14 protein-coding genes are annotated in these 13,214 nt (G+C 71.8%); 7 read left to right on the forward strand and 7 right to left on the reverse strand.

Features of this window, described 5'->3' with window-relative positions:
• Positions 1 to 63: 63 nt before the first annotated feature.
• The 4 genes from O3438_RS09210 to O3438_RS09225 all read left to right on the forward strand — a co-directional run bounded on the left by O3438_RS09210 (position 64) and on the right by O3438_RS09225 (position 4,109).
• Complete coding sequence (locus O3438_RS09210; protein WP_269679559.1) at positions 64 to 666, forward strand: copper chaperone PCu(A)C; 603 nt, start codon at positions 64 to 66, stop codon at positions 664 to 666.
• 23 nt (positions 667 to 689) lie between these two features.
• Positions 690 to 1,898: a Dyp-type peroxidase gene (locus O3438_RS09215; protein WP_442929713.1), complete on the forward strand. Its 1,209-nt coding sequence runs from the start codon at positions 690 to 692 to the stop codon at positions 1,896 to 1,898.
• Positions 1,895 to 2,479 carry a copper resistance CopC family protein gene (locus O3438_RS09220; RefSeq protein WP_442929582.1) on the forward strand — a complete coding sequence of 195 codons (585 nt, stop codon included), beginning with the start codon at positions 1,895 to 1,897 and terminating at the stop codon, positions 2,477 to 2,479. Before O3438_RS09215 ends, O3438_RS09220 begins: the two co-directional genes overlap by 4 nt.
• 157 nt (positions 2,480 to 2,636) lie before the next feature.
• On the forward strand, positions 2,637 to 4,109 hold the full coding sequence (locus O3438_RS09225) for a PepSY-associated TM helix domain-containing protein (protein WP_269679561.1): 1,473 nt from the start codon (positions 2,637 to 2,639) through the stop codon (positions 4,107 to 4,109).
• Between the two features lie 114 nt (positions 4,110 to 4,223).
• Here O3438_RS09225 and O3438_RS09230 read toward each other — a convergent pair whose 3' ends face one another.
• Both O3438_RS09230 and O3438_RS09235 read right to left on the reverse strand, forming a co-directional pair.
• Positions 4,224 to 5,357, reverse strand: a complete 1,134-nt coding sequence (locus O3438_RS09230; RefSeq protein ID WP_145780324.1) for an oxalate decarboxylase family bicupin — start codon at positions 5,355 to 5,357, stop codon at positions 4,224 to 4,226.
• Positions 5,358 to 5,370: 13 nt separating this feature from the next.
• Positions 5,371 to 5,631 carry a hypothetical protein gene (locus tag O3438_RS09235; protein WP_269679562.1) on the reverse strand — a complete coding sequence of 87 codons (261 nt, stop codon included), beginning with the start codon at positions 5,629 to 5,631 and terminating at the stop codon, positions 5,371 to 5,373.
• Positions 5,632 to 5,830: 199 nt separating this feature from the next.
• Here O3438_RS09235 and O3438_RS09240 point away from each other — a divergent pair, with 199 nt between their 5' ends.
• Positions 5,831 to 7,408 (forward strand): helix-turn-helix transcriptional regulator, encoded by a 1,578-nt coding sequence (locus O3438_RS09240; protein WP_269679563.1) that lies wholly within the window; start codon positions 5,831 to 5,833, stop codon positions 7,406 to 7,408.
• 42 nt (positions 7,409 to 7,450) lie between these two features.
• Here O3438_RS09240 and O3438_RS09245 read toward each other — a convergent pair whose 3' ends face one another.
• Entirely contained in the window at positions 7,451 to 8,461 is a 1,011-nt protein-coding gene (locus O3438_RS09245) for an aldo/keto reductase (RefSeq protein ID WP_269679564.1), read from the reverse strand.
• A gap of 91 nt (positions 8,462 to 8,552) precedes the next feature.
• Here O3438_RS09245 and O3438_RS09250 point away from each other — a divergent pair, with 91 nt between their 5' ends.
• On the forward strand, positions 8,553 to 9,161 hold the full coding sequence (locus O3438_RS09250) for a TetR/AcrR family transcriptional regulator (protein WP_269679565.1): 609 nt from the start codon (positions 8,553 to 8,555) through the stop codon (positions 9,159 to 9,161).
• A 23-nt stretch (positions 9,162 to 9,184) separates the two neighbouring features.
• Here O3438_RS09250 and O3438_RS09255 read toward each other — a convergent pair whose 3' ends face one another.
• The 3 genes from O3438_RS09255 to O3438_RS09265 form a co-directional block, all read right to left on the reverse strand.
• Positions 9,185 to 9,802: a VOC family protein gene (locus O3438_RS09255; RefSeq protein WP_269679566.1), complete on the reverse strand. Its 618-nt coding sequence runs from the start codon at positions 9,800 to 9,802 to the stop codon at positions 9,185 to 9,187.
• Entirely contained in the window at positions 9,799 to 11,016 is a 1,218-nt protein-coding gene (locus tag O3438_RS09260) for an MFS transporter (protein WP_269679567.1), read from the reverse strand. The genes O3438_RS09255 and O3438_RS09260 overlap by 4 nt, the downstream gene beginning before the upstream one ends.
• A gap of 114 nt (positions 11,017 to 11,130) precedes the next feature.
• The gene (locus O3438_RS09265; protein WP_269679568.1) at positions 11,131 to 11,610 is read right to left on the reverse strand and encodes a MarR family winged helix-turn-helix transcriptional regulator; all 480 of its coding nucleotides are present in this window, start codon (positions 11,608 to 11,610) and stop codon (positions 11,131 to 11,133) included.
• Positions 11,611 to 11,699: 89 nt separating this feature from the next.
• On the opposite strand from O3438_RS09265, the gene O3438_RS09270 reads away from it, so the two are divergent.
• The gene (locus O3438_RS09270; protein ID WP_269679569.1) at positions 11,700 to 12,545 is read left to right on the forward strand and encodes an NAD(P)H-binding protein; all 846 of its coding nucleotides are present in this window, start codon (positions 11,700 to 11,702) and stop codon (positions 12,543 to 12,545) included.
• A 66-nt stretch (positions 12,546 to 12,611) separates the two neighbouring features.
• On the opposite strand, the gene O3438_RS09275 is transcribed toward O3438_RS09270, so the two are convergent.
• Positions 12,612 to 13,166, reverse strand: a complete 555-nt coding sequence (locus tag O3438_RS09275) for a hypothetical protein (protein WP_269679570.1) — start codon at positions 13,164 to 13,166, stop codon at positions 12,612 to 12,614.
• Between the last annotated feature and the right edge of the window lie 48 nt (positions 13,167 to 13,214).

Below are 13,214 nucleotides of genomic sequence, written 5' to 3' on the forward strand. Positions count from 1 at the left end.
CTGGAACTTTCTCCCAGCTGCGGCCGACCATCCAGCCAGCAGCAACCATCGGAGGAAGAACACATGCTCAGCACCAGCCCGCTCGGTCCGCGCCGCCGCTCGGCCGCCGTCATCGCCGCCGCGATCCTGGCGGTGGGCGCCGCCGGATGCGGATCGTCCGACTCTCCGTCGACCGGGCAGGCGGGTCCGTCCGCGTCGTCCTCGGCCAACCCGGACGCCGGGGTGCTCGGCATTCGTGACCCGTGGGTGAAGGCCGCCGACAAGGGGATGACGGCGGCGTTCGGGACCCTGGTCAACGACGGCGACAGCGATGTCACGGTGACCGGCGCCGCGACCTCGGTGTCGCCGATGGAGCTGCACGAGATGACCATGAAGGACGGCACGATGGTCATGCAGGCCAAGCAGGGCGGCGTCGTGATCAAGGCGAAGAGCACGCACGCGCTGGAGCCCGGCGGTGACCACCTGATGCTGATGAACCTCGCCAAGCCGGTGCAGGCCGGCGACGAGTTGACGTTCACCCTGACGTTCGCCGACGGCAGGACCCAGCAGTTCACGGCCGTGGCCAAGCCGTTCACCGGCGCGCAGGAGAGCTACGCCCCCGGGCACGGCCAGCCGATGCCCGGCACGAGCGCCACGCCGGAGATGAGCATGAGCCCGGCATCGTGACCGACACGCCACCCGCCCGGCCGGTGAGCAGGCGTGGCCTGCTCACCGGCGGGGCACTGGCCGCCGGCGGAGCCCTCGCCGGCGGGGCGGCCATCGCCGCGACCCGCACCGACAGCGGGCAGTCACCGGCCGCCGCCGACACCACGCCGGTGGCGAGCATCGGCGCTCTGGTCGAGCCGTTCCACGGCGCCCGGCAGGCCGGCGTGACCACCGAACCGCAGGCGCACGCGGCATTCGTGGCGTTCACGCTGCGGGCCGGCACCGACCGGGCCGCGCTGGGCCGGATGCTGCGGCTGCTCACCGACGACGCCGCCCGCCTCACCCAGGGCAAGCCGGCGCTGGCCGACACCGAGGCCGAACTGGGGCTCCTGCCCGCCCGGCTGACAGTGACCTTCGGCTTCGGGCCCGCCCTGTACCGGGCGGCGGGCGTCGACGACCGGCGGCCCGCCTCGGTCGCCGACCTGCCGCCGTTCCGCGTCGACCGGCTCCAGCCGGCCTGGACCGGCGGAGACCTGCTGCTCCAGATCTGCGCGGACGACCCGATCAGCGTCGCCCACGCCCAACGGGTGCTGGTCAAGGACAGCCGGCCGTTCGCCACCGTCCGGTGGGTGCAGCAGGGTTTCCGGCGCAGCCCCGGCGTCGAACCGGGCGGCCACACCCAACGCAACCTGTTCGGTCAGCTCGACGGCACCGCCAACCCCCGACCCGGGGTGCCGATGGACTCCGCCGTCTGGGTGCCCGACGGGCCCGCGTGGCTGCGCGACAGCACCACTCTTGTCGTACGCCGGATCAGCATGAACATGGAGACCTGGGACCTGCTCGGCCGCACCGACCGGGAACTCGCCGTCGGCCGGCGGCTCGACACCGGCGCCCCGCTCACCGGCACCGCCGAACACGACGAGCCCGACTTCGCTGCCGCCGGCCCGGACGGGCTCACCGTCATCCCCGACTTCTCCCACCTGACCCGCGCGCACGTGACGGACGACCGGCTGAAGATCCTGCGCCGGCCCTACAACTACGACGGGGTGCCGACCGCCGAGGGCCACGCCGACAGCGGGTTGGTCTTCACTTCCTACCAGGCGGACGTCGCCCGACAGTTCCTGCCGATCCAACGCCGGCTGGCCGAGCGGGACCTGCTCAACGAGTGGACCACCCCGATCGGCTCCGCCGTCTTCGCCATCCCACCCGGCTGCCAAGCGGGCGGGTGGATCGGCGAGCAGGTGCTCGGATGAACCGGAGCCTCCACATGCCCGTACCGCCGCTGGGCCGCACCGCCGTCCGACTCGGCGCGGCGGCGCTCGCCGTCCTCGTCGCACTGCTCGTCGCGGCCGGCCCGGCCTTTGCCCACAACTCGCTGCGGGCGGCCACCCCGGTGCAGCAGTCGATGCTGACCAGCGCACCGACGGAGATCGTGCTCGAGTTCATGTCTCGGCTCGATCCCACGTTCACCACCATCGTTCTCACCGACGCCGCCAAGCGGAAGGTCGGCACGGGCGAGCCGGTGGTCGCCGGGGCGAAGGGCACCGTCCAGGTGACCGACACCCTCCCGAACGGCACGTACACAGTCGCCTACCGGGTCGTCTCCGCCGACGGGCACCCGGTGCAGGGGTCGTACCCGTTCACCGTGGCCGACCCCACGTCCAGCGCCGCGCCGGTCGTCGAGGCCGCCACGTCCAGCACGCCGTCCGCCGCGGCGGCGGTGCGACCCGACGGCGGCGGCGCGGATGCCGGCGTCCTCGTGGCGGGTGCGGCGCTCGTGATCCTCGTCGCGGTGGCGGCCGTGCTGCTGTGGCGACGGGCTGCCCGCCGCTGAGCCGAACCGCTCGCCGGCCGAGCATCAGTGGGAACCAATCGGTCCGGCTGTCCGACTACCACGTCAGGGCCGGAACCGACGCCACACCACCACCGGGCGACCACGTCAGTACGGGAGACACCCTCGGGGGTATCCCGACTATCCCGATCGGATCAGCATGTCTCTCACCGAGTTGTCCGGCGCGGCGACGCCGGAACCCGCCACCAGCGCCGAAGCCCCGGCCCGACCGGTCCGGCGCGCGTCGCCGTTCGGCGCGCTGCTGCTGCGACTGCACTTCTACGCCGGCATCCTCGTCGCGCCGTTCCTGGTGACCGCCGCGCTGACCGGGCTGGCGTTCACCATCACCCCGCAGCTCGACCAGCTCCTCTACGGCGACAAGTTGACAGTCGCGCAGGTGGGTGACCGTCCCGTGTCCCTGGCCGAGCAGGTCGGAGCCGCCCGCAACGCGCACCCCGAGGGCAGCATCACCGCCGTGCAGCCCGGCGAGGGCGACCAGACCACCCGGGTGACGTTCTCCATGCCGGAACTCGGCGAGAACCAGCACACCGTCTACATCAACCCGTACACGGCCGAGTCGCAGGGACAGCTCACCACCTGGTTCGGCTCCACCCCCGCCACCACCTGGCTCGACGACCTGCACCGCCACCTGCACCTCGGCGCGGTCGGCGAGCACTACTCCGAACTGGCCGCGAGCTGGCTCTGGGTGCTCGCGCTCGGCGGGGTCGTCCTCTGGTGGCGTCGCCGCAGCGCCGCCCGCGCCACCGCCCGCCACCTGCTCGTACCGGACCTGTCCGCCGGCAAGGGTGTACGCCGCACCCGGGGATGGCACGCGACCACCGGCATCTGGCTCACCGTCGGCCTGCTCTTCCTCTCCGCGACCGGGCTGACGTGGTCCCGCTACGCCGGGGCGAACTTCAGCGCCGGCCTCGACGCGCTCAACGCCCGCACACCGGTCATCTCCACCAGCCTCCTCGCCGATCCCGTCGCCCCCGACGCGACCGGCGGCGGCCACCACGGCACTCCCGGGGCGGGTGGGGTGGTCGAGTCGGCAGCCTTCGACCGGGTGGCGACGGCCGCCCGTGAGGCCGGTCTGTCCGGCCCGGTCGAGATCGCCCCGCCCGCCGATCCGGGCTCGGCGTGGACCGTCACGCAGGTCGACAACACCTGGCCGGTTGCCAAGGACCGGGTCGCCGTCGACCCGTCCGGCGGTGAGGTCACGGCCCGCAGCGACTTCGCCGACTGGCCCCTGCTTGCCAAACTCAGCGGCCTCGGCATCCAGGCCCACATGGGGATCCTCTTCGGACCGATCAACCAGATCCTGCTCGCCGCGATCGCCCTCGGGCTGCTCTGCGTCATCGTCTGGGGCTACCGCATGTGGTGGCAACGCCGCCCCACCCGCACCGACCGACGCGCCCTCGCCGGCACCCCACCGGCCCGTGGTGGGGTCCGTGGTCTGCCGCTCCGGGCACTGCTCATCGGCGTACCCGTGGTGGCGGCGATCGGCTGGGCGCTGCCGCTGTTCGGGCTCACCCTGCTGGCCTTCCTCGTCATCGACGTCGTCGTCGGCGCGGTGTCCCGACGCCGACGACCTGCCGAGGCGCCCACGTCTCCGGCGCCCGCCGGTTCCTGATCCACCGGTCCCGCCGCCCGTCCGACGACGGGCGGCCGGATGCCGTGCCCGAGCGGGCCGTCAGGGCCGGACGGGCGCTCCCGGTGACGGCCACGCGAGAACCGGTCACCGTGGTCAGATCACCGTTTGTTTGGTGGCCGGCAGGGCGTCGACGATGGACTTCTGCACGTTGATCGTGTCCGCGATGACCTCGTGGGGCGTGTTGGCCATCCACTGCATCACCGAGATGTCCTCGAAGCGCGGGTGCCGGAACATCTCCAGGAACACCAGCGGCTCGTCGCCGGTGTTCTCGATGTAGTGGCCGTACGCGAAGGGCACGTAACCCACGTCGCCGGCCTGGAAGTCGAACGTCCGGGCGGCGGCCTGTGACGCGAAGACACCCATCCGTCCGGTGCCGGAGATGTAGTACTGCCACTCGTCGGTGGTGGGATGCCAGTGCAACTCGCGCATCCCGCCCGGCTCGACCTCCACCAGGGCGGCGGCGGTGGTCACCGACGCGGCGAAGTTGGTCGAGTCGGTGACCCGGACCGTCCCACCCCGGAAGCGTTGCGGTGTCTGCGCGAGCATCCGGTGCTTGAAGCTTCGCGGGATGTCGCCGGTGGGGCTGACCACCCGGTCCTGTTGCAGCGGCGGCGGAACGTCACCCTGGAAGATGTACTTCTCCCGTTCGGGCAGGTTCTCCATCTGCTCGGTCGTCCAGCCGAAGTTCTTGGCCAGGACGTGCCGAGGTGTGTGGGCGAAGAAGTCACTGAGCAGGAACGTGTTGTTCTCCGAGAACGCGCCGTCGTCGAAGACCAGCAGGAACTGGCAGCCGTCCGCCAGCGCCTGGATGTTGTGGGGGATGCCCTGCGGAAAGAACCACAGGTCACCCTCCTTGACGTCCTCGATGAAGTTGCGTCCCTCCTGGTCGACGGCGCTGATCCGGCAGCTGCCGCTGAGCACGTACGCCCACTCCGACTGCTGATGCCAGTGGATCTCCCGGTACGCGCCCGGTTCGAGACCGAACTGGACACCGGACAGCTGGCTGGCGATCGGCAGGTCGCGGTTGGTGACCTCCCGGGTCCAGCCGCCCTTCTCGACCCGGGTGTGCGCCTGGGAGAACGAGAACTTCAGATTGGGCACCAGCCGGCTGTCGGTGGTCGGTGGCACCAACAGGTCGGGGTTCTGCCGTTCGAGTTCGACGTTGCGGCCTGCGAAGGGAGGCGCGCCCTGGTCACCTCGCCGCGGCTGGGGATCGCTGTTCGCCATGATCGCTGACTCCTCACTCGGGTTGGATCGGACGGGGCGCGGGAACGGATCCACCCCGCAGCCGTAGCCGGGACGACAGCCCCAGCAGGGCGCGTACCCCGGCCCGGCCGTACTGGACCGCGACCGCGACCGGAATCGCCGCTGCGGTCGCCACCAGCACCAGGCGGGTCCACAGCGGGGCGTGACCACCCGCCCCGGTACTGGCGAGAAGAACGAACATCAGGAGTACGACGCGGAGCCGGTGCAGGCCGGGAAGTTCGGTCGAGTGGGCCATGCCTTCGATGATCGGCGGCCGGACGTCGTCGTCGCATCACGTGATCGCGCCATTGCGGCACGGCGGATCCCGGACGGCGTGGGCGAATCGGCGCAGTCCGGCCGCTTCGTCGATCTGGGCGCCCGCCCCTGCCGTCGTGGCTAGGCTCGGTCGCAGGACGGCAATTCGACGCGCCGGGTAACAACCGGGGAGAACGCCATTGTCCGGATCATCCTTCGACGCCGGCACCTTCCCGGCCGACCACGACGACGCCGAGCGACGACGCCAGCGGGTGTCCGCCACGGCGGACCATCTGCGACGTGCCGGACGCGGGACGGCGGCACTCGCCGTCCTGGCGGCGGAGATCGCCGCGAACCGGCACGGCGAGCGCCACCGTACGCACCTGCTGGGTCACCTCACGCGGATCGTGGCACTGGAACAGCCCACTGTCGCCCTCGTCGGTCTGCGCACGGCGCTCGACCAGCGGCTGGACGCCCGCAGCCGCAGCTTGCTGCTCGCGCTGGTCGCCGGGACCGCCGCCCGCGTGGGTCATCCGGACACCGACGCCCTGCTCCGTGACGCGGGCATCGCGCACGCCGCGTCGGGGGACCATTCGTCGGCCCGTCACCTCGCCCTCGGCCGGGCCGCGCGCTCGCTGTCGTACGGCGATCTGCTGGGGGCTCACGCCGTGCTGGCGGCCCTGGACCCGGGGTCCTCGGCGGCACGAGCCGACGCTTCGTCCATCCGGGCCGAACGCATCCTCGTGCAGCTCGGCCTGGGCCGGCACCAGGACGCGCGGACCGCGACCCGCCCAACCTCCAACGAAGCCGATCCCCTGTTCAGCAGCGCGTTGACCGCGCTGGACTGCCTGCGGATGGTCGCCGTTGGCGAACTGCCCGAGGCGGCCGCACTCGCGGTCACGACGCTCACCGCCGGCCCGGTGGGCCTCCGCCCGGAGGTGCGTGCCCTGCTCGTCGCGGTGATCGGCGAGGTTCGCTACCGCCGTGGCGACCACGACGACGCGCGCGCGGTGCTCCGTCCGTGCCTCGCGGAGGTTCGCTGGCCCGACAGCACGCTGTGGACGCCCGCCTTCTGCGTCGCCGTTCGCGACAGTGCCCTCAGCGTGCCCGCGAACCTGCTCACCCGGGTCGTCGCCGACCTGCACCGGTCGGTGCGACCGCTGCTGCCCGTGCCGCAGTTCGGCCCTCGGCTGGTACGCGCCGCGATGGCCGCCGGTGACACCCCGGCCGCCCGACGGGTCACCGAACTGGTCGAGTCGGTGGCCACGCGCACCCCGGTTCCACTGTGGCGCGCGCTGGCCGACCAGACCAGAGGGCTGCGCGATCGCGACCCGGACGCGCTCCGGTCGGCGGTCGACGGTCTACGCACCACCGACGCGTGGCCGGCGCTCGCCGACGCGTTGCTCGACCTGGCGAACAGCCCGGCGCTGCGGCCCGTGCAGGCACGCGACGCCGCACACGAGGCCGCTGCCCTCTACGCCCGGATCGGGGCACCGGGCGACCAGGCGACTGCGGACCGCCGGTGCGCCGAGCTCGCCACCGCACCACGGCACCGGCCGGCGAGCGACGGGCCGGTGCGTACGGGCATCGCGGCGCTCACCCCGGCCGAGGAGCGGGTGGCCGAGATGCTCGCCTCGGGTGCCACGAAGAAGGAGGCGGCCAGGAGCCTCTTCGTCTCCTTCCACACCGTCGACACCCAGCTCCGGTCGATCTACCACAAACTGGGGATCCACAATCGGATGCAGCTGGTGCGAGCCTGGGACAGCGCCAGACGATGACCGGCCGGCGTGACCGCAGCAGGGTCCGCCGGCCGCTCGCTGTCACTTCTCGCTGTCGAGGAGGGACATCATCGGGCTCGCGTAGCGCTGGCCGGAGGCCGCGCCGGCCGGTACGGCACGTTCGATCTCGTCCAACGCGTCCCGGTCCAGCACCACGTCGACGGCGGCCAGCGACTCGGTGAGCCGGTCCCGCCGCCGCGCCCCGACCAGTGGCACGATCTGCTCGCCCTGCGCCGCCACCCAGGCGATCGCGACCTGACTGGTGGTGGCCCCCAGTCGCTGCGCGACCCGGCCCAGAGCGTCCACGAGGCGCAGGTTCGCGGCCAGATGCTCGCCCTGGAAGCGGGGGCTGTTCGCCCGGAAGTCCGTGCCGGTCAGCTCACGCTCGGCCGACCAGTGGCCGCTGAGCAGGCCTCGGGACAGCACCCCGTAGGCGGTCAGCCCGATGCCCAGCTCGCGCAGGGTCGGCAGGATCGTGGCCTCGGGGCCACGGGACAGCAGCGAGTACTCGATCTGGAGGTCGCTGATCGGTGCCACCGCCGCCGCCCGGCGGATGGTGTCCGCGCCCATCTCGGAGAGCCCGATGTGCCGGATGTAGCCGGCCTCCCGCATCTCGAGGAGCGCACCCACGGTCTCCTCGATCGGCACCTGGGGGTTGAGTCGGGACGGCCGGTAGATGTCGATGTGGTCGGTGCCCAACCGGCGCAGCGAGTACGCCAGTCGGTCCTTCACCGCCGCCGCCGACACGTCGTACGGTGCCGCCTGGAAACCGCCGTCCGGTGTCCGCCGGGCGCCGAACTTCACACTGAGCACCACCTCGTCGCGGCGGCGTTCCCGCAGCACCCGGCCGATCAGCATCTCGTTGTGACCCGAACCGTAGAAGTCCGCGGTGTCGACGAGGTTCACACCGGCGTCGATGGCCGCGTGCAGTGTCGCGACGCTCTCCGCCTCGTCGGCCGGCCCGTACAGGTCCGACATGCCCATCGCGCCGAGCCCGATGATCGACACCTCCGGACCGGAGGCACCCAACTGTCGCCGTCGTAGACCCGCCATGTCGCTCGTCTCCTTCGGTTGTCGCCACCCTGTGTACGCTGTGTCCATATAAACAGCATGAAGACACGCTGTCCATATAATCGGAGGACCAGTGGCCCAGCTCACCCCGGAACCCCCCGCGTCGGCCCGGCGGGGTCGCGGCCGTCGGCCCGCCGACCAGGTGCGGGCCGAGATCCTCACGGCCGCGGGCGGCCTCCTGCTGGACGAGGGCATGGCCGGCTTCACCATCGAGAAGGTCGCGGCGCTCGCCGGGGCCAGCCGCATGACGATCTACAAGTGGTGGCCCTCCAAGGGCGCGCTCGCCCTGGACGGCTACTTCACCGTCGTCGCACCCACGTTGGCGTTCCCGGACACCGGCGACATCGTCACCGACCTGACCGACCAGCTCGTCGCCTTCGTCCACCTCGTCCGGGACACCACCGCCGGGCGGGTCATCAGTCAACTCATCGGGCAGGCGCAGACCGACCCGGAGCTGGCCGCCGCCTACCGGGAGCGTTACTCCGCCCCCCGTCGGGCCCTGGCCGTCGAAACCCTCGGCCGGGCCATGAGCCGGGGGCAGCTACGGGCCGACATCGACCCGGAATCCGTTGTGGACCAGCTCTGGGGCGCCTGCTACCACCGGCTGCTCATCGCCGACCTCCCGCTCACCGAGGACTTCGCGCGCACCCTGGTCGACAACCTCGTCCGCGGGCTGCGCTGACGCAGCCAGCGGACCGGCCATCCTCACTCGGGCAGCTTGGCCCCCGACTGTTCGCTGACCATGTACGTCGCGTACCAGTCGGGCCAGTTCTCGTCCCGCTGGCCGGTGCGTTCCTCGTGCTCGCCGTGCGCGGCGGCCGCGCGGCGCAGGGCGCTCGCCAGGTCGCTCGCCGAGCCGAACGACGTCAGTCCGCCCTCGATGCGCCCGGGCAGCCTGGTCGTGATCTCCTGCATGAGCCAGGTGTTGCCGTCCGGGTCGCGGAACGTGGCGCGCGAGACGTAGCTACGCCGCTCCGGGTCCAGCCCGTCGACCGGGCCGTCCGGGCTGACGTGGAAGAGCCCGCCCACCTCGACCCCGGCGGCGACCAGGGCGTTGCGGGCCGCTTCGACGTCGGACACGACCAGGTACGCCATGGCCGAACCGGGTGCCGCCGGGGTGAGCCCCGGGCCGAACTGGACAGAGCATCCGGAGCCGTGCGGCGTCAGCTGAACGATGCCGGGCGGCGTCTGGTCGAGCCGCCACCCGAGGCGCAGGTAGAACTCCTTCGCCCTGTCGACATCCGACACCGGAATGACGATCACCTCGACTTTGACGTCGACGTTCTCGATGCCGGCGTCCCCTTGGGCGCTCTTCGGGCTCATCGCGTTCCCCTCCCGGTCGCTGCTGCTGGCTGAGTGGTCCTGGTTGCCCTGCGCACCCCGAACAGGGCGACCAGTGCGAGCAGGATGACGGCGACGGAGTACTCGTCGGCGGTCTGCGGCAGGCCGCCCGCGTACACGACGAGGAAGCCGGCGATCACCGTCGGGAGCCCGAACCCGACGTAGCAGACGATGTAGAGCAGCGACAGCACGCTGGCGCGCTCGTGTGCCTCCACCAATGGGGTGATCGTCTTGAGGCTGCCCTGGAATCCCCCGCCGAAGCCGACGCCGCCGAGCGCGAGGCCGACGAAGAATCCCGGGACGGACTCCGCCATGACCGACACCAACGTGACGACCATTCCCAGGACGAGGGCGACGATCCCGATCAGGATCACGGTCCGGGCGGCGGTGTTGCGCATCAGCAGGACGGCGATCGACCCGAAGACCGCGAAGACGAAGAGGACCAGACCGCCGACCACGATCGACGTGTTCATGAGGCTGCGTACCAGCGCCGGGCCGAGCGCCCCGAAGAAGCCGGCCAGCGCCCAGACCGCGAACAGCACCGGGACGACGACCAGCAGCGGTTCGCGTACGGCGCGTGGCAGTTTGATCTCGGGTCGCAGGCTGCGTCGCGCTCCCGCCATCGGCGTGACCGTCTCCGGCATCAGCGCGATACCGACGAGTTGGATCAGGAGGACCACGAAGAGGACGACGTACACCAGCCGCGTCGGCGCGGGCAGGAAGTCGATGAGCAGCGCCGAGAGCAGGGCGCCACTCCCGGTGCCGATGCCGGGGGCGATGGAGTTCGCGAGCGTGCCGCGGGCGCGGTCGATGTCGAGCATCCCGGCCCCGACGGCGCCGGTGGCGGCACCGGCGGCGAGCCCTTGGAGCAGTCGCGCGACCACCAGTGTGGGTACGCCGTTGGCGAAGATGAAGACGACGAGCGAGAGCATCTGCACCACGATCGCCACGGCCAGGACCGGGCGGCGACCCACGTGGTCCGACAACTTGCCGAACGTGAGCAGCGACGCCAACACCGCGAGCGCGTAGACGGCGAACACCACTGTGGTCGTGACCGGCGAGAAGTGCCAACGCTCCTGGTAGGTGCCGTAGAGCGGGGTCGGGGCGGCCGACGCGGCCAGGAACGACACGAGGATCGACGCCAGAAGCAGCAGGGAGACCCTCGGCGAGAGTCGGGCCCTCCCGGCGATCGGCATGTCGGTGCTCCTCGGGCTGCGCTGACGGCGGTGGAACCCGGAGGTCCCGCTGGTGAGCGACGGCCGGGTACCCGCTCTGCGCCGTCACATGCGGGCGAGCCGGGCCACGACGCCTCAGCCCTCGGTGTCGTGACCGGTCGCCGGGAGGGCCGCCACGCCACGGCCCAGTGCGCTCCGGAAAATCTGGTACTGCTCGGCACCGAGCGTGTCGGACAGTTTCTGCTCGATCTGGTCGACGATGCCGTCGGTGAGTTCCATGAATTCGCGACCCCGGTCCGTCGGCACGATCAGCTTCGCCCGACGGTCGGCCGGGTCGGGCGTACGCCGGACGTAGCCCAGCCGTTCCAACTCGTCGAGGATCGCTCCCATCGTCTGTTTGTTGCGTCCGGCCAGCCGGGCCAGTTCGCCGGGGCGGGTGCCCTCGGCGTCCAGGTAGGCGAGGACCGCCCCGTGCCGGGGCCGGACGTCGCCGAATCCGTGCTCCGCCGACCGTCGGAAGATCTCCCGCTGGACGCGCGCGGAGAGCTGCACGGCCAGGATGCCGAGGTCCGGGTCCTGCTCCTTGAGTGTGCTGCGCTTCATAAAGTAGTCCAATCATTGGACGGTACAAGTTTTGGACTATAACGTGGCGGGCGTCGACCAGCGGCCAGCCCGACCGCTGTCCACCCGACCGGAGGACAACAATGACCATTCTGATCACCGGAGCCAACGGCACCGTGTCGAGGGAGGTGCTGCGGGAACTCGCCGGGCAGCAGTCGGTGCGCGCCCTCGTGCGGGACGCCGCACGCGCTCCCCAACTCGACGGCGTCGACGTCGTCGTCGGCGACCTCGACCGCCCCCGCACCCTCGCCCCGGCGTTCGAGGGCGTGACGACACTCTGGCTGCTGACCCCGATGGGCCCGACGGCGCCGAGCCAGAGCATGAACGCGGTGTGGGCCGCCCGGCAGGCCGGGGTGCGGCACGTCGTCCGGCTCTCCGCGATCGGCGCCGCGCACGACGCGCCCACCCGCAACGGCCGCCTGCACGCGTTCTCCGACGCCGAGGTGCAGGAGTCCGGCATCCCCTGGACGATCCTGCGCCCGAGTTTCTTCATGCAGAATCTGCTCGCCGCCAAGGCCGGTGAACACCTCTACGGGCTCTTCGGCGAGGCCAAGGTCGGTCTGATCGACGCCCGGGACATCGCCGCGGCCGGGGCGGCGATCCTCGCCGCGCCCGAGCGGCACGAGGGCAGGATCTACACGCCCACCGGCCCGGAGAGCATCACCCTGCACCAGGCCGCCGAGGACATCGCCCGCGCGACCCGCAAGCCGGTGCGGTACGCGCCGCAGAGCCCGGACGAGGTGCGCGACAGCCTGCTCCAGGCGGGGCTCGACGAGTGGTCGGCGGAGGTTCTCGCCGAATACCGGGTGGCCTACGGCTCCGGCTGGGGCGACTTCACGAATGACCACGTCGAGCAGGTCGCCGGCCGGGCGCCGCGGAGTTTCGCCGAGTTCGCCAACGACCACCGCGAGCACTTCGCCAACGCCTGACGGGTGACATACGGGGAAGGGCCACCGTCAGGGCCCTTCCCCGCACCGGCTACCGCCGCGCCGACCTCATCTCGGCCTGGCCGGGACCCGGCCGTTCCGCCGCCCCTCGTACGGGAGGGGCCCGACGTCCGACTGGCGACCGGGGCGCATCGCCGCGTGCCGCTGCCCGGGCCCGGCGCCGTCGCGGGCGGCGAGCGCGTCGGCCACCGCTCCGGTGGCGAACGCGTAGACGGACTTGTGCAGCACGTCGATGGCGAGTTCCGAGCGGGGCCAGGTCAGTGGGGGTGCCCCCACACCTGTGGCGTTCTCCAGGATCTGGTCGTTGGCCAGTCGCAGCGCCGTGAAGACGCTGGAGGCCCAGACGCCCCGCAGCCCGGCCTGGGCCATGACGCTGCGCAGCACGCCGACCACCGCGCCCTGACCGTAGTGCATCGCCAGGTTCTGCCAGCGGGGCTGCTGCCCGGAGGACTCCGGCAGACCGGCCAGCCGTGCCAGCACCTGGGCCGGCACGTACGAGTCGGGCCGGCGGGTCACCCGTTGCTCCACCTTCTCCGCGGCCGTCATCACCGCCGCCCCGACCAGCCCCGCCGCCAACCCCTGCCACACCGCTCGTTTCAGCATGGTGGGGCCGTACCCCTCGGGCCGGCGCCCATTCCCGGGCCCGTCATC

The sequence above is a fragment of the Micromonospora sp. WMMC250 genome, assembly GCF_027460215.1.
GTDB lineage: Bacteria > Actinomycetota > Actinomycetes > Mycobacteriales > Micromonosporaceae > Micromonospora > Micromonospora taraxaci.